We start from the raw sequence: 16,964 nt of genomic DNA on the forward strand, positions 1-16,964 counted from the left end.
AATTTTTTACGACAATTCAATCAATCTTTTGGGTTTTGGCAATGCCTCTTCCTTTTTAGGTAAATTGAATTTTAGGATACCGTTTTCGTACGTAGCTTTAATACCATCCTCGTCTATGGTTTCCGGAAGGGTAAAAGCCCTTTTAAATGATGAGAAAGTAAATTCCCTACGGGTATAATTCTCTTTTTCCTCATTTTCACTAGTACTTGTTTCCGATGAAACTGTCAACAGATTCTCGTTGACCTCTATCTTGAAATCCTCTTTTTTCCTTCCCGGAACAGCCAATTCCAATTCATAATCCTTTTCGTTTTCCTTAATATTGACTGCAGGAATACTGGCATTATCATTTACCATACCACCGAACCAATCAGGTTTTAATATTTCATTCATTATTGAAGGGAACAAAACATCATTTCTTTTTATTAAACTCATAACTTCTATTTTTTTTACCAGTTAAAATTCAAATTCAGTTATGAATTGACAAAAGGCATACCAATGGAAACAATATGCCAATATGGCGCTATATTAGCACAATACCATGTCATAATGACGTATTATTGCTATTTAGCACTAAAAAATCAAAGAATGAAGCGTTATAGCATTGTGGTATTATACGCTAATTGTGATGTGCCTTGAAGATTCCGATCAGCACTTTGGGAGGAACAATATTATTGGGATATTGGTGCATTATGGATAACACCTGTTCTATGGCAAAGGGAGGCAACCCCATTCCCAATCCAATATTATGTATTCGATTGATTTCTGATTGTTCTTGCTTGTTATCTACGTTCATCAACAATACCAACCTATGGAACTGCAGAATGCGATCCGCTTCCGATTTAGGAATAACATGCTCGACCTCTTCATGAAAAAGTGTTTCAAATGCTTCTTGTCTAATACCCAATTGCTCAGCAACACTTTGAAGAAAACCATATTCTTCGGGCTTTACCTCATTATCCGCCTTTGCAAAGGCTATCATTTCAGAAAGTATACTCAATTTTTCCTTCAGTGAACTCATAGTCAATCCCTTAGTATTCAGTTTTCTTAATGATCAAGACCCGAAACAACCCATATGCGATCATTCGGACCTAAATTACAGAACATCTTCCCTTCCATACAATAAACCCATCTTATCTACCCAGATGGGGTACACAGCGCTTAACCGTCAAACAGGGATGCTTTTTCCTAACCAAAAACCTCCAATTTTACACCTTAACTGCTGTATATTCAATGGTATAACTAATATTAACCTTCTTTCGTATAATATTTTGCCGTTTTCCGTTGAAATACCATTGGCTATCATTAATTTGCACCCGTATTGAAAAAAATGCAATCATGACAAACAACGATATATTCAAAAAACTCCGGGTAGCTTTAATGTTAAGGGATGATGAAATCGTGGAGATCCTTAAATTAGTGGATTTCAATATTACCAAAAGTGAACTAGGGGCTTTCTTTAGAAATGAGGACCATCCCAAATATATGGAATGTGGAGACCAAATTCTACGTAATTTCCTTAACGGACTTGTACTACACTTAAGGGGAACCAAGGAAAACCCAAAAAATCCCGGCGACGTACTCGCTAAGAAAAAAACAAAACCAACCATAGCCCCCAAGAAAAAAACAGATTTTAAAACGGGACAACGGAAAAGCTACAAACCGGATATTTCATCTGTGAAATACAAAAACAAAGGCTCCCAAACAAAAGGCAAAAAATAAATCCTGATACCGACATGATGTCGAAATCAGGATTCAATTACAACCGTTAAGGGTTATGCACCTGCAATCCTAATGGGTATGGTGTATATTTCACCTTCCTTGAAATCGTCGATTTCAATTTTCTGGTAGTTCAATCTTGCCTTTACAAAAATTTCGATTTTTTCACGATCAGTATCCACGGATAAAACCACGATCTCCCCTTGTTTATTCAGGGTAAACCTCACTTGGGCAGTTAAATCAACGTAATCACTGGTAAAAGACGTGTTTTCCAAAAGTTCACCTATCTGGACAGACAGTTGTTTTAATGAATTGCCTTTTTCCGGATTGTTGGCAAAAATGTTTCCTGTAAAAAGTAGCATTGCAGCTACAAATACCAAACTTAATTTTTTCATGACTTGTTTGTTTATTGATTGATGAATAATTGATGAATACTTAAAAGACGGCTATGAATTCGGTTTGTTACAAGGAACTTTCCATTTAACAAAATTTTAATCATTGCGACTTCCTTAATTCCGGACCAAAGAAAAACAAGATTTTTCAATATAGAAAGAAGGTTTCCAAGGCTTAACCCAATCTTAAACCCAATAACAATTTGGACACATTTGTATCCATAAAAAAAGAACGATTATACATCGTCCTTTCTTCTATAAATCTAATTTTTAGCTTTTTTCTAGCCCAATACTTCCTTAACCTTATCGGCTGCCTCTTGAAATTGGACGACGGAGCGCAGACATATCATAGAAAACCCCAAGGAGCCCAAATAGGGTATAGCCCCATATCCAACACAAGGCATTGTTATCTAGGTAGTCCCCACATTTGGACATATATGTCACCTTTCAAAATTTATGTGACGACTCATTTTCTCTTCTACGGAAATAAAGGATTCTATTTCCCTAATACCCTCTATCGTAAGTATGGATTCCTGAAAAAGTACCCTATAATGAATACTATCCTTTGCGTGTACCTTAATGAAAACATCATACTTTCCCGTGCTGTGATGAATTTTAACAACTTCAGGAATTTCAGCCAATTCTTCCATTACCGTTTTGTACAAAAAACTTTCTCGCAAATAAATCCCTAAGAAAACGGTCATTTTATAACCCATTTTACTATAATCCAGACTTAACGTAGCCCCTTTTATCACCCCCATATTCCGCATCTTTCTTGTTCTCATATGCACGGTACCCGGAGATATACCTGCCTTTTTCGCAACTTCCGTATATGGCATTTGTGCATCGCCCGATAATAGCGTCAATATTTTATGGTCCACTGAATCAAGTTTATCCCTCATAGGCAGTCTTTTACTTGGTTGGTTCTTTTTCTACAAATGCTACAACACCCTAAAACAACTTTAATTGATTAAAATATTTTGCATTTAATTCATTGTTTAGTTCTTTTAAGTAAAAATAGTTCAATGTTTTTAAACTAACTGATTATATTCATTAATATATTGGCTCTTTTTATGAATATAATTAAATTTTCATTGCTTGAAATTTTTAATGCCATAAAAGTATATTTTGAAATGATTTTCTACACATCGTTAGGTTTTTAGCGAAAAAAAAGCAAAAGCTGACTAATTGATATAAAAAAGATGTTTTATTGTCGATTTGTTTATTTTTTGACCTATATCTATCTATTTTTCAGTGTTTTACAATGTATCCCCATTTTTTTTTATCAAAAAGTCACCCTAATATTGTCCTATCATTTCGTCATAATAATTGATGATTGATATAGTCAAGTATCCGGAACTTTTCTTTTGATAAGCATTTGACCACCGTTCCCCCAATTAATAGGACCAGGTGTGGTTGGACAAATGAATACTGTTTAGTATCAACCAAAACACGCACTTATGAAGAAAGCTCTAACACTATCATTCCTCTTGTTGAACTGTATATATATATCATTCGGTCAAGAGAAGACCATTACCGGTAAAGTAATAGACGAAGAAGGTATTGTATTACCAGGTACTGACATTATAATAAAAGGTACCACAAAGGGAGCTACTACGAATTTCGATGGGGAATTCACTATAGATGCGCCAGCCGATGCGATTCTAATCTTCGCATCCCTAGGATATAAAACCACAGAAATACCCATTTCAGGCAAGGCAACCATCAATGTCACTCTTGCCCAAGCCGCAGAGCAGCTACTTGAAACCATTGTTATAGGATCAAGGGGACAGCCCAGGACGAAATTGAACACCCCAGTACCTGTTGATGTCATCGACATTAAGAAGGAAGCCATCAATATGCCCCAGCAAGACCTATCACAAATGTTAGCCGCATCAGCACCCTCCTTTACCGCATACACTAGTGGCGGAGGTGACCTATCATCCTTTGTTAGTCCACCCAGTCTTAGAGGATTGGCCCCTAATCAGATGCTGGTTTTGGTAAATGGAAAAAGAAGACATACCTCCGCCATTTTATCCTCATCGCAAACAGGGACAGCATCTAATGCAGTTGACATGAAATTCATTCCATCCATAGGCATCGACCATATTGAAATACTAAGGGACGGGGCTTCGGCCCAATACGGTTCCGATGCGATTGCAGGTGTAATCAATATCGTAACCAAGAAAGGAACAGGGGAATTTACAGGAACATTAACCGTAGGTGGCTACCCTAATAAATCACCTGACTTCAGTGATTCTGACCTAACCGATGGCGAAAAGGCCCTAAACCGTTCCTCAGGCGATTGGGATGGTTTTAATTTTCAATTTGATGGCAACTACGGCATTGAATTTGAAAACGGAGGATTCTTCAATGTTTCCGCATTAATAAGTCAATCAGAACGTACCATACGACCTACGGTTCTCGAGATAGACAGAGCCCCCTTATACAGTTCCAATTACCTAAACAATGAAACGACGGATGTTAGCGGAAGACCCGTTATAACAAACCCAGAGTTGGTGGCTGCCCAAGCAAGCGGCGATGCCGCGTCCATAAGTTCCCTCACAACGGTAGAGGGCCTCATGGCAGCAAGGGATATTGAACAAGTAGATGTCGCCACTTATTCCGGAATGCCGGCCAAGACACTCATGGGCTTTGCCTTTAATCTTGAAAATCCGTTGAGTGAAACTTCGGATTTTTATGCTTTTGGTGATTTCGGTTATCAATATTCAGATGCTTACAGTTGCTTTTACAGAAGGGCTGCCCAAGCAGATCGAACTAGTTTTGAACTTTACCCCAATGGTTTTAGACCACAAATTTATACCGATCAATACAACCTATCCTTATCCACTGGAATTACCGGCGAGCTTGGAGAATTTGATTTTGACCTCAGTAATAGTTTTGGAATGAACTCAGCCAAATACGGTATGTTCAATACATGGAACGCTAGTATAGGCACCGGCTCTCCTACTGAAATGAATTTGGGTACACATAGCTTTTTACAGAATACGCTTAACCTTGATTTCACCAACTATTATGAGGATATATTAAATGGACTTAATCTGGCCTTCGGCGGTGAGTTAAGGGTCGAAAATTACGCTATTGTCGCAGGTCAGGAAGAAAGCTGGACTGCCGGATCCGCTGGCGTGGTAACCGCTACAGAGGATAACCAAGCCCTTGTTGGCCCAGACGGATTTCCCTTGGAGGATTTAAACGCCAATCCTATTGTAGATGGTACTGGCGCTGCCGTCGTGCTTCCTTACGCAGGAGTAAGCCAGGAACTGGTTAAGAACTACGCCTTAAACTGCCAGTGCTTTCGTGGGTTTGCCCCCGAAAATGAAAGTAATAGCTTTCGTTCTGTGATGGCCGCTTATATGGATATGGAACTAGATGTTACTGAAGCCTTTTTGGTTTCAGGAGCCCTAAGAATGGAAAACTATTCAGATTTCGGAAATGTGGTTACCGGGAAAGTGGCCGCAAGGTATTCCATCGGAGATAATTTTGCTTTTCGTGGATCATTTAGTAGTGGTTTCAGGGCTCCTTCCCTTCAAGAACTTAACTATTCACACAGTTATACGTTTTTCGTGGGCTTAGAGCCATTTGACGGAACCCTTTACCAAAATAACAGTTCTGCAGCAAGAACTTTGGGCGTAGGACAGTTACAAGAAGAGAGGTCTCGAAATTTCAGCCTAGGATTCACGACCAAAATAGGGAAGCTTAACTTCACTTTGGATGCTTATAAAATCGACATATTCGATAGGATCTTCGAAACAGGTGAATTCGATGCTGGGCAGGCCCCTGTACTTTCACCGATTATAGGAAGCGGTCTTGCCAGTTTCAGGATAAATGGCGGGGATATCAGTACCAAAGGTATCGAGGCTGTTCTTAATTACAACACCCATATTGGTGCCGGTAAATTGGGCGCTACCCTATCGGGAACATTCAGAAAGAATAAATTCGAAGGCGTTAACCTACCCGATCTTAACACGAACCTTTCCGACGAAGAACTCGCCGATAACTACGTAAACCGAAGCCTTATCGGTCAATTTGAAACCGGCACACCGAGCGGCAAGCTTATCGGCACGGTCAATTATTCCATTGGCAAGTTTTCTGCCATGCTACGAGGTACTAGATATGGGTCTGTACAAACGAGGGACAGCCGTGAAAGAACACTATTGGACGGAAGTACAGGATACGCGGATCAATATTTTACACCAGAATTCACCACCGATATTGGGATCACTTATAACATTAACGATAAAATCAGCCTAACCGTTGGTGGCAACAACATCTTCAATGAATACCCTGAGATCATTAGATATGAACTCAGAACCTTCAATCTATATTCCAACTATCAGCAAGGATCATCCGGAGCCTATTATTTTGGTAGGATAAGCTTCACACTATAAAAATCGGTGAAACCATTAAAGAAGATAAAATTATGAGAAATAATATAAAAAATATCATAGTAGCAATAATAGTGACTGCCAGTCTAATTTCTTGTGAACAAGAGCGGTTAGACCCAGTTTTAACCACGGCCGAAGGAGGGGGAACCCTTACCGAATATATGGCGTATACCATAGCCTCTACCGACCCTGGTGGATCGAACGTAAATGGAAGAATTGTTTTTTGGAAAGACAATTTAGACCGAACCCTTGTACAAATCTCCTTGTACAACACCATTCCAGGCATAAAACATCCTGCTTTGATGATGGACGGCCCTGTGGGTGACGATACGGCAACAACCTTAGAATTGGATGTTGTTTCCGGGGATAGCGGAGAGTTAGACACCAATAAATTCCATATCATCGCCGATACGGAATTTTACACCTCCCTACCTACAATGGATGTGCACTTAAATATCCTTATGAGCGAGAGCGACAATACCATAATCGCTACAGGTAACTTAGGAATCAACACGGAACCCGTAGAAACAAATTAAACTTTTCACCTTAAATACATACAACATTATGAACACATTAAACAGAAGAACATGGTTGAAACGAGGAATGTTAACCGCAGCTGGGGCTGTTGTTGTTCCACACGTTACGTTTGGCAATACCATAGGTAAAACCAAGGGAAAGACAATCCTCTTGAACACAAAGAACCAATCATTGTATAGTCCTTTTTTCAAAGAGCATAATGCAGATATTTTCCCGGATACCGTAAAGTTATTGGCCAAACTTAACGCTAATGAAAACCCTTACGGTCCATCACCAAAGGCCATTGAAGCTTTTAAAAACACCGCCCATATGGGCAACAGATATGCTTGGAAGGAGCTTTTTGATTTGATGGAAAAAATAGCTGTACAAGAAAAAGTTACGGCCAAGAATATTATGATGGGACCAGGTTCCTCCGATTTACTGGAAAAAACCGCCATGGTCCTTTTCGCTAATGGTGGCAATGTCGTATCTGCCGACCCATCGTATATGTCATTGATCAAGGTAGCTGAAGCTTGTGGGGCTTCATGGAAACCCGTTCCCCTTAAAAAAGATTGGTCCCACGATTTAAAAGCTATGGAAGCAGCGATAGATAACGATACGAAATTGGTCTATATCTGCAATCCCAACAATCCGACCGGAAGCATGACCGATCATGCAGAACTAATCGATTTCTGCTCGCGTGTCTCAGAAAAAGTTACGGTTTTCATTGATGAAGCATATTTGGGCTTTTTGGAAGATGCAGAAAAGAAAAGCATGGTCTCCCTTATAAACCAAGGAAAAGATGTGATTATAGCACGCACATTCTCAAAGATCCACGGTATGGCAGGGTTACGCTTGGGATACATAGTTGCCCAAGAAACAACATTGGATAAAATCCAGAAAATCACCCGTGGTGGAATGGGCATCTCGTACCCCACAATATTTGCCGCATCAGTAAGCATGGACGATGTTGCATTTCAGAACAAATCAAGAAAACTAAATGCCGAATGCAGGGAATATGTTTACACCACCTTAAAGCAAATGGGGTATAGCTATGTACCTTCCTCCACCAGCTTTATTCTATTCCCTATTGAGATGGAAGGCAAGGCTTTTCTTGAAAAAATGACAGCACTCCAGGTAGGTGTCCGCGCCTTTGACATCATGGGTAAAAATTGGTGTAGGGTAAGTATGGGTACCATGGACGAAATGAAACTCTTTAGCAATGCCTTGCAAAAAGTGCTTGTTTAATAAATTGGCCCAGAGGGCGGAATTAACGCCAATTGCTTTGATGCTAATACTCTTGCTCTCGTTGGGCCTTTATAATTAAAATATTAACTGAAAATCAAGAACCTTTAATTGAATAATCCATGAATTTCGCCCTGCAGAATACATTAGAACTATTGTTGGTCATAGGATTAGGTTTCCTCTTGCAGCAAAAAGTCGCCAAACAAGATCTGAAGGGGGTTAAAGTACTCATATTGAGCATCGCCCTTCCTGCAGTTATCTTTGTCGCATTGTTGAAAATTAAGCTGGATAGCTCTTTACTGATATTTCCAATTTTGGCGTTGGCATTCAATCTGATTATGTTGGCGGCATCAAAATATATTCTTGCCATCTCCCTTTCAAAAAAGGACAGCGCTAAAAAACGCACGATAATGATGTTGCTTCCTTCACTGGCACCAGGACTCTCCTGTTTCCCCTTTTTAGCCATCTATATCAATGACGATTCCTTGGCGCTTGCCGCGTTGGCCGATGTAGGCAATAAAATCTTTGTTCTTATAATGCTCTATATGATGGCCATGAATTGGTATCATCTTAGATCGGCAATGGACAGTAAACCTTCCACCTCGAATAAACTCAAAAGCTTAGGGCTCGCCCTACTTAAAGAACCGATAAACATGGTTTTGATTGTGGGGTTACTACTATTGACTTTTGGTTTTAACTTGGATTCCCTACCTATTTTCATGAAGAACACCGTACTAAGTGTAAAAACTATAATGACCCCATTGGTTTTATTGTTCATAGGTATGGCAGTACGTATAAATTCAGGTGAATTCGGGCTTATTCTCTCCCTTTTGATACGCCGATCGGGCATCACTTTTCTGTTAACCGGATTTTTTGTCGCACTTTTCCCGGCACTATCAACCCCTTTGATCCTCTTACTAGTGGTTTTTCCGCAAAGCGCCTGCAGCTTTTGGCCTTTTGCCCATATGAGTGCCGTGGGTAGCATGGAAGAAAATGACAACCAATCGAACCCGACGTTTGATATTAATTTTGCCGTTAACATCTTAGCCTGCTCGCTACCGTTTTCCACAGTGTTGATTATTGGTATATTTTCATTTAGTGAATACTTTATAAATCCCACTATATTGATATTGTCCGGTGTAGGCATGACCGTTGTTTCATTTATTCCTTACCTGATCAAAAAGATAAAAACCATTAAAAAACCCGAGATATCCGGTCAATACAATACATACCTTGGTTTGAATACGAACTCCCAACCAACCGAAGAAAATTAATCGTAATTAAAAAAAATAGCCTATCCTTTTCGTAAATTATGCATGAAAAAATCCCGCCTATTATTTAGACCTTAACCAATTATAACCAATCCAAACCAAGAAACGGCCACCTCTTAAAAAGGTGGCCGTTCCATTCAACATTAAGTGGAATACTTAATTACTTTTTCGCTACTTCAATAGGAATCCTATATACAACACCCTGTTCAAAGGTACCTTTTGATAGTCTTTCAAAATCTATAGCGCTTTTGATATAACTTTTAAGGGCTTCATTATCTGTCTCAATGGACAATATCCTTAAATAATTACCCTTATCGACCGCCATGCGGACTTCTGCCTTTGACCCCCTAATTTCATCTGGAATTGAAAATTCACCAAGCATATGGTGGATTTGCGAAGTCAGAAATTTAGCCGCTTTGGGCTCATGATTTTCAGGGGTACTGGCCGTACCATAATTGACACCTAACAGCATCACTAGAATTAAGGTATAAAATGCTTTTTTCATGGAAATTTAATTTGAAATATATTACTCAGTACATTAATTTACGTTAAAGATAATACATATTACGCCTCGTATATTTAGAATTCAACAAAGTTTAACACTAAAAAACATTAATATCATAAAACTGGGGTAAAATCTATCGATATGTTAGATTTTGGCATAAGCTGAGGTCCCCAATTTTAATAAAAATGCCCAATTTGATTTTCAGAACATATTTATACCCATAAAAAAAGGACGATTATACATCGTCCTTTCTTCTATAATTCTAATTTTTAGCTTATTTCTAGCCCAATACTTCCTTAACCTTATCGGCTGCCTCTTGAAATTGAACGGCGGAATGTACAGCCAATCCTGAATTATCGATGATTTCCTTGGCCAATTCCGCATTGGTTCCCTGTAAACGGACAATTATCGGTACTTTAATGGCATCACCCATATTCTTATATGCGTCAACAACGCCTTGGGCCACTCGGTCACAACGAACAATTCCACCGAAGATATTTATCAATATGGCTTTCACCGCGGGATCTTTCAGGATAATACGGAAAGCTTCCTCAACCCTCTTGGCATCTGCGGTACCACCTACGTCCAAAAAGTTCGCAGGCTCACCCCCGGCCATTTTAATAAGGTCCATGGTAGCCATGGCCAAACCTGCACCGTTGACCATACAACCAACATTACCATCCAAATCAACATAACTCAAACCTACAGACCTTGCCTCAACTTCGATAGGATTCTCCTCCCTTAAATCGCGCATCTCGGCATATTGTTTTCTTCGATATAAAGCATTGTCATCTATAGAAACCTTTGCATCAACAGCCATGATCTTATCATCCGAAGTCTTTAAGACCGGATTGATCTCGAACATATTCGAGTCACTTTCGACGTAGGCCTTGTATAATGAAGTGACAAATTTGGTCATTTCCTTGAACGCTGTACCGGACAAACCTAGATTAAAGGCAATCTTACGGGCTTGAAAAGGAAGAAGTCCCGTTGCGGGATCAACCTCTTCGGTAAAAATCAAATGTGGTGTCTTATCCGCCACTTCCTCAATATCCATCCCACCTTCCGTAGAATACATTACCATATTACGACCTTTACTTCGGTCTAACAATACGGACATATAGAATTCACTGGTTTCACTAGCACCAGGATAATAAACATCCTCCGCGACCAAAACTTGGTGGACTTTCTTTCCTGCGGCCGAAGTTTGGGGCGTAACAAGGTTCATTCCAATGATACTATCCGCAATCTCCTCTACCTCCTTAAGGTTCTTCGCCAGTTTCACCCCACCGCCTTTACCGCGACCACCAGCATGCACCTGTGCCTTAATAACATGCCATCCAGTTCCTGTCTCCGCAGTCAATTGTTTGGCTGCCGCAACAGCTTCCTTGGGGCTATGTGCCACAATACCACGTTGTATGCGCACACCAAAACTTGCTAAAATCTCTTTTCCTTGATATTCGTGAAGGTTCATATAAGTTACTTATCAGTTCAGAAACAAAAATAGGAAACGCACAGGATTTACCCTAATGAATCCCCTGTGATTTATTGTAATTTGAAATCCTCAAAATCCAAAGGGTCGAAATTTTTGAAATCCCCGTTCATTTTAATGGCCCCTTTTGTTCTATCGACCTCTTTCAACACGGCAATGGTTGTCAACAAATGGGTATTGATAAACCTTAGCCGTTCACTCTCCCTGGACATTTGCAAAATTTGATATTCTTGCTCATAGGAAAGCCCTATTTTATGTATCAATCTAAAAATATTGAATTTATCAACGGTCACGGCCTTAAAAGGGACATCCATAAGATCATAAAGCACCTTTATCTTACCCAAGATCCCAATTTTCATCTCTTCGGTGGCATCTTGGATATCCTCCAAAAACTCCACCTCCCCTCCTGCATATAATTTTCCCGGCAGGGTATTTTGAAAGGACAGTACCCGAAAGACCTGACGCCCCACACAAACCACATCCATCTCGCCCCCATCATACGTGTTCATGATTTCTACCAACTGTACCTCGGTACCATAGGCCATTTGATGATCGATATAGACAGGAATACCAAAGGTAATTGCCTCTTTACGGCAATCCTTTATCAATTGCTTATACCTCTCCTCGAAAATGTGAAGCGGAACGGTCTCGCCCGGAAAAAAAATTGATTTTAAAGGAAATAAAGGTAATTGCATGCTTTTCTTTTTGCTAAAAATACAATTCGACCTGCATTGCCACAAATATAACACAGCAGTATAATTGTTATATTTACAACATAATGTTTTATTTATAAAGCAAACGTTGGTTTTCTTGCCTAAACCGAAATAGTATCCTAGTTTTGTCTAAAATCAATAAGGAATACAATGAAGAATGCTGATTTATTGAAAATCGCTAAAACATATGGCAATCCGGTCTATGTATATGATTCAGAAAAAATCATTTCCCAATTCAACAGATTGACGAATGCCTTTAAGGGTGTTAAGCGACTGCGATTGAATTATGCCGCCAAGGCCCTATCCAATATATCCATATTACGCTTAATGAACAGTCTAGGCAGTGGCCTGGATACGGTATCCATTCAAGAGGTTCAACTCGGATTGATGGCTGGTTTTAAACCCGAATCGATCATATACACCCCTAACGGGGTTTCTTTGGAAGAGATTGAGGAAGCCGCTAAATTAGGGGTGCAGATAAATATCGACAATTTATCGGTGCTTGAGCAATTTGGCAGTAAGCATCCTGACATTCCGGTGTGTATCCGTATAAATCCGCATGTCATGGCGGGTGGCAATTCGAATATATCGGTAGGGCATATCGATTCAAAATTCGGAATCAGTATTCATCAAATTCCACATTTACTACGCATTGTTGAATTGACACAAATGAATATCAACGGTATACATATGCATACCGGTAGTGATATCTTGGATATCGATGTTTTTCTATACGCATCCGAAATCCTATTTGAGACAGCGAAAAACTTCAAGAATCTAGATTTCATCGATTTTGGAAGTGGGTTTAAAGTCCCTTATAAAGAAGGGGATATTGAGACGAATGTTGAGGAATTGGGTAAAAAGCTAACGGATAGGTTCAATACATTCTGCAAGGAATATGGTAAAGAATTGACGTTGGCATTCGAACCTGGCAAGTTCTTGGTCAGTGAAGCCGGCTACTTTTTGGCCAAAGTCAATGTCGTAAAACAAACCACATCCACTGTTTTTGCCAGTGTGGATTCTGGATTCAACCATCTGATTCGACCTATGTTATACGGTGCCAACCATACGATTGAAAACATTTCGAATCCGCAAGGCCGGGAACGCTACTATTCCGTCGTGGGTTACATCTGTGAAACCGATACTTTCGGAAACAACCGCAGGATCAATGAAATCTCGGAAGGTGATATCCTTTGCTTTAAAAATGCCGGAGCCTATTGTTTTACAATGGCCAGTAACTATAACTCAAGATTTCGCCCACCTGAGGTACTATGGCACAACGGAAAGGCCATTTTGATCCGTGAACGCGAATCGTTTGACGACCTGGTCAGGAACCAAGTGGACGTAAAGGACCTCTTTACCACAGCAAAAGAGGAAATAGCCGTAAAATAAAGGTGGAAAATAATCGTTAGTTTTGTACCTATAGTTCGACTAAATCGCAAAACTACTTGTAATGAAACTACGAATGACACCTTTATATAAATTTACGCTCTTCCTTTGCCTGGGATTATTCTCCCTGCTTGGGAATGCCCAAGATGTTGAATGGATGAGCTGGGACCAAGCCGTGGAACGTGCACAGACCGATAAAAATCCGAAGAAAATATTTATCGATGTTTACACCGATTGGTGTGGATGGTGTAAGAAAATGGACAAGGACACCTTTCAACATCCCGATGTAGCGGCTTATATGGCCGATAATTTCTATATGGTCAAAATGGATGGCGAAGGTAAGGACCCCATAGAGTTTAAAGGACAGACCTATAATTTCGTCCCTTCAGGAAGAAAGGGGTACCACGAGTTTGCGGCCGCATTGATGCAAGGTCGTATGAGTTACCCGACAACGATTTTCCTTGATGAGAAAATGAATATGCTCTCCCCTGTTCCCGGATATCAGAAACCGGAACCTTTTTTGAACATAGCACGTTATTTTGGGGATAATATTTATTTGGAAAAAGATTGGCAAACCTATAGTGGCCAAAGCAAATAGTAATTGGTTTACACCAAAAAAAAGAGCTGTTTTAAACAGCTCTTTTTTTTTGTTCCGATAATCCCTTATAATCATCTATCGACTATAATTGGGGGATTCCTTTGTAATGGTTACATCATGTGGGTGACTTTCGTTAATTCCACTAGCCGTTATCTTGACAAATCTTCCATTATCCTTTAAGGCTTCAATATCCTTTGCACCACAATACCCCATACCTGCACGAAGACCTCCTACAAACTGGTGGATACTTTCATATAGCTCCCCTTTGTAAGGTACCCGTCCAACGATGCCTTCTGGTACTAATTTTTTAATATCATCCTCTACATCCTGGAAGTAACGATCTTTAGAACCTTTTTTCATAGCTTCCACAGAACCCATACCCCGATAGGATTTAAACTTTCTTCCTTCATAAATAATGGTTTCCCCTGGAGATTCCTTGGTACCGGCCAACAAAGACCCTAACATCACCGTATCGGCCCCTGCAGCAATCGCTTTAGGGATATCCCCAGTATAACGGATACCACCATCTGCGATAACAGGAACACCACTACCCTTAATGGCCGCAGCAACTTCAAGTACGGCAGAAAATTGAGGGAAACCGACTCCTGCAACCACCCTTGTGGTACAGATAGAACCCGGTCCTATACCTACCTTTACCGCATCGGCACCTGCTTCAACCAAATACTTGGCAGCTTCACCTGTGGCGATATTACCTACGATGACCTCCAATTGTGGAAACCTCTTTTTCACTTCCTTAAGTACAGTGACAACCCCTTTGGTATGACCATGGGCCGTATCAATGACAACGGCATCAACACCCGCACTGACCAATGCTTCGGCCCGATCGACGGCATCTTCGGTAACCCCTAAAGCGGCAGCAACCCGAAGTCGACCATATTGATCCTTATTGGCACTGGGTTTTTGCGTCAGTTTCGTAATGTCACGAAAAGTAATAAGGCCGATCAATTTATTGTCCGGACCTACGACAGGAAGTTTTTCTATTTTCCTTTCTTGCAGGATATCCTCAGCCTGTTCCAATGAAGTTCCTTCCCCAACGGTTACCAGATTTTTCGAAGTCATTACCTCGGCAATCGGTCTTTCATTGTTCTTTTCAAACCGAAGGTCCCGATTCGTAACAATACCGATCAGTTTACCTTCGTCATCAATGATCGGGATACCACCTATACTGAATTCCTTCATATTGGCTTTGGCATCCTTCACCAAGGCTGTGGAAGGTAAGGTCACCGGATCTAGGATCATGCCACTTTCGGCACGTTTCACCTTACGGACTTTCATTGCCTGCTGTTCAATGGTCATGTTTTTATGCAAAACGCCAATACCTCCTTCTTGGGCAATGGCAATGGCCATTCTGGATTCGGTAACGGTATCCATAGCAGCGGAAACTATGGGCACATTGATTGTAATATTCCGTGTGAATTTTGATTTGATACTTACCTCTCTGGGCAGTACTTCTGAAAATGCAGGTACAAGTAAAACGTCATCATACGTTAAACCTTCCCCGAGAATTTTGTTTTGGTGAGCTTCCATGCAATTAAGGATTAATTGCGTGCAAATGTACTACTTTTTAACCTATTTTTCGGAAACAGTACCATTTAATGCACTGGAGCCGACTTTTGGGTAAGCTTATAGAGAACAACAAACGAGGAAACCACAAAGGTCAATGTCATTAGCATCCCTGAAAAAATAACAACATACTTCATCCAAACAACTCCGTTCCACAAAAAATAGATACCCCCGAACGTAAGTATAACGGACAAAAAGGGCTCAACGGTTAAAAATAATTTCAACCTTTTGGAAATGTCGGTCATCCATACCAAAATACCCAAAAGGAAGAATATCATGGACATTGAAAGAATATGGGTATGAACGATGGTCAACATTTCCCGATCACTTTTTTTGAATTTCATCACCTCCGCATCCTCATCATCCTCATTGCCCAAATAATTTTCTTCGATTCCCTTTGAAGAAGCCGAACTGGTTTCATTCACAAACAACAACCCTGTATAAAAGCCAATAGAAAGTACTACCACAAAAGAGGCTACGAAAATCCTGATTTCCTTAGGCAAGGTCGATATAGCACCATTGAACTCCATTACAGAACATTGTTTTCTTTCAAAATGGTCATCGACTGTAGAATTTCATCTATGGCAGAGGTCATGGATCTTACTGAAATCGTTGCTCCTGCTATACCATCAATATTATTTTCATGATCCACACGGTCACCAATCGTTTTTCCAATAAATTGTTTCAGCCAGCGCTTACTACCGATCTCGCCCCCATATTCTTCCCTATAGGCCAACACCTTGGCGTGTACAATCGATAAATCCCCATTAAAAACCACCATATAATCGAACTGGGCCGTCTTGCTAGGAGCCTTATCTATAAAAACATATCCAAAATCAGTAGTACCTTTGGAAACCTTGAAAAAATTATCCCTATTGATTTCCTTGGGCAATTTTGAATTCAATTCCGCAGGAACGTTTATCGCATTCAACTGAATACCGGTCTCAGTAAAAACCTTTTCAAGTTCCTTATGTACTTTCTTCTCTATATTTTTAGGCAACCCATAACCCATCAATAATAAACAAGTTACAATTGCTAATCCAAAAAATAGACTTGACTTCCGCATACGGTAAAAATATCAATTTAGAATGAATCTCAATAGTAATATGGTTTTATTTTTCGAATTGCACCTTGTAT

General features: G+C 40.0%; 17 protein-coding genes. 7 read left to right on the top strand and 10 right to left on the bottom strand.

Going from position 1 to position 16,964, the window contains the following annotated elements; genetic code table 11:
• Positions 1-6: 6 nt before the first annotated feature.
• Together LX92_RS05455 and LX92_RS05460 are read right to left on the bottom strand one after the other, a co-directional pair.
• Positions 7-432, bottom strand: coding sequence for an Hsp20/alpha crystallin family protein (locus LX92_RS05455; RefSeq protein WP_109649282.1), 426 nt, complete (start codon positions 430-432; stop codon positions 7-9).
• Between the two features lie 184 nt (positions 433-616).
• Positions 617-1,018 (bottom strand): TerB family tellurite resistance protein, encoded by a 402-nt coding sequence (locus LX92_RS05460; RefSeq protein WP_109649283.1) that lies wholly within the window; start codon positions 1,016-1,018, stop codon positions 617-619.
• 317 nt (positions 1,019-1,335) lie between these two features.
• On the opposite strand from LX92_RS05460, the gene LX92_RS05465 reads away from it, so the two are divergent.
• A complete protein-coding gene (locus LX92_RS05465) occupies positions 1,336-1,719 on the top strand; it encodes a DUF1456 family protein (RefSeq protein ID WP_109649284.1) in 384 nt (127 codons plus the stop codon).
• Between the two features lie 53 nt (positions 1,720-1,772).
• Here LX92_RS05465 and LX92_RS05470 read toward each other — a convergent pair whose 3' ends face one another.
• Together LX92_RS05470 and LX92_RS05475 are read right to left on the bottom strand one after the other, a co-directional pair.
• Complete coding sequence (locus LX92_RS05470; protein WP_109649285.1) at positions 1,773-2,111, bottom strand: hypothetical protein; 339 nt, start codon at positions 2,109-2,111, stop codon at positions 1,773-1,775.
• A gap of 437 nt (positions 2,112-2,548) precedes the next feature.
• Complete coding sequence (locus LX92_RS05475) at positions 2,549-3,010, bottom strand: Lrp/AsnC family transcriptional regulator (RefSeq protein ID WP_109649286.1); 462 nt, start codon at positions 3,008-3,010, stop codon at positions 2,549-2,551.
• A gap of 558 nt (positions 3,011-3,568) precedes the next feature.
• Here LX92_RS05475 and LX92_RS05480 point away from each other — a divergent pair.
• The 4 genes from LX92_RS05480 to LX92_RS05495 all read left to right on the top strand — a co-directional run bounded on the left by LX92_RS05480 (position 3,569) and on the right by LX92_RS05495 (position 9,549).
• The gene (locus LX92_RS05480; protein ID WP_109649287.1) at positions 3,569-6,517 is read left to right on the top strand and encodes a TonB-dependent receptor; all 2,949 of its coding nucleotides are present in this window, start codon (positions 3,569-3,571) and stop codon (positions 6,515-6,517) included.
• 32 nt (positions 6,518-6,549) lie between these two features.
• On the top strand, positions 6,550-7,050 hold the full coding sequence (locus LX92_RS05485; RefSeq protein WP_109649288.1) for a hypothetical protein: 501 nt from the start codon (positions 6,550-6,552) through the stop codon (positions 7,048-7,050).
• 28 nt (positions 7,051-7,078) lie between these two features.
• Positions 7,079-8,278 (top strand): pyridoxal phosphate-dependent aminotransferase, encoded by a 1,200-nt coding sequence (locus LX92_RS05490; protein WP_109649289.1) that lies wholly within the window; start codon positions 7,079-7,081, stop codon positions 8,276-8,278.
• A 119-nt stretch (positions 8,279-8,397) separates the two neighbouring features.
• On the top strand, positions 8,398-9,549 hold the full coding sequence (locus tag LX92_RS05495; protein WP_109649290.1) for an AEC family transporter: 1,152 nt from the start codon (positions 8,398-8,400) through the stop codon (positions 9,547-9,549).
• 157 nt (positions 9,550-9,706) lie between these two features.
• On the opposite strand, the gene LX92_RS05500 is transcribed toward LX92_RS05495, so the two are convergent.
• From LX92_RS05500 to LX92_RS05510, 3 genes are all read right to left on the bottom strand, one after another.
• Entirely contained in the window at positions 9,707-10,051 is a 345-nt protein-coding gene (locus LX92_RS05500) for a hypothetical protein (RefSeq protein WP_109649291.1), read from the bottom strand.
• 280 nt (positions 10,052-10,331) lie between these two features.
• On the bottom strand, positions 10,332-11,525 hold the full coding sequence (gene sucC, locus LX92_RS05505; protein ID WP_109649292.1) for an ADP-forming succinate--CoA ligase subunit beta: 1,194 nt from the start codon (positions 11,523-11,525) through the stop codon (positions 10,332-10,334).
• Between the two features lie 71 nt (positions 11,526-11,596).
• Entirely contained in the window at positions 11,597-12,238 is a 642-nt protein-coding gene (locus LX92_RS05510; RefSeq protein WP_109649293.1) for an LON peptidase substrate-binding domain-containing protein, read from the bottom strand.
• A 168-nt stretch (positions 12,239-12,406) separates the two neighbouring features.
• On the opposite strand from LX92_RS05510, the gene lysA reads away from it, so the two are divergent.
• Entirely contained in the window at positions 12,407-13,648 is a 1,242-nt protein-coding gene (lysA, locus tag LX92_RS05515; protein WP_109649294.1) for a diaminopimelate decarboxylase, read from the top strand.
• Positions 13,649-13,709: 61 nt separating this feature from the next.
• Positions 13,710-14,243 carry a thioredoxin family protein gene (locus LX92_RS05520; protein ID WP_109649295.1) on the top strand — a complete coding sequence of 178 codons (534 nt, stop codon included), beginning with the start codon at positions 13,710-13,712 and terminating at the stop codon, positions 14,241-14,243.
• A 75-nt stretch (positions 14,244-14,318) separates the two neighbouring features.
• Here the strand turns inward: LX92_RS05520 and guaB are convergent, their stop codons facing one another.
• The 3 genes from guaB to LX92_RS05535 form a co-directional block, all read right to left on the bottom strand.
• Entirely contained in the window at positions 14,319-15,791 is a 1,473-nt protein-coding gene (guaB, locus tag LX92_RS05525) for an IMP dehydrogenase (RefSeq protein ID WP_109649296.1), read from the bottom strand.
• 65 nt (positions 15,792-15,856) lie between these two features.
• Positions 15,857-16,357 carry a hypothetical protein gene (locus tag LX92_RS05530; protein ID WP_109649297.1) on the bottom strand — a complete coding sequence of 167 codons (501 nt, stop codon included), beginning with the start codon at positions 16,355-16,357 and terminating at the stop codon, positions 15,857-15,859.
• Complete coding sequence (locus LX92_RS05535) at positions 16,357-16,893, bottom strand: FMN-binding protein (RefSeq protein WP_109649298.1); 537 nt, start codon at positions 16,891-16,893, stop codon at positions 16,357-16,359. The genes LX92_RS05530 and LX92_RS05535 overlap by 1 nt, the downstream gene beginning before the upstream one ends.
• Positions 16,894-16,964: the final 71 nt, after the last annotated feature.

Source organism: Maribacter polysiphoniae (assembly GCF_003148665.1).
In the GTDB taxonomy this organism is placed as follows: domain Bacteria; phylum Bacteroidota; class Bacteroidia; order Flavobacteriales; family Flavobacteriaceae; genus Maribacter_A; species Maribacter_A polysiphoniae.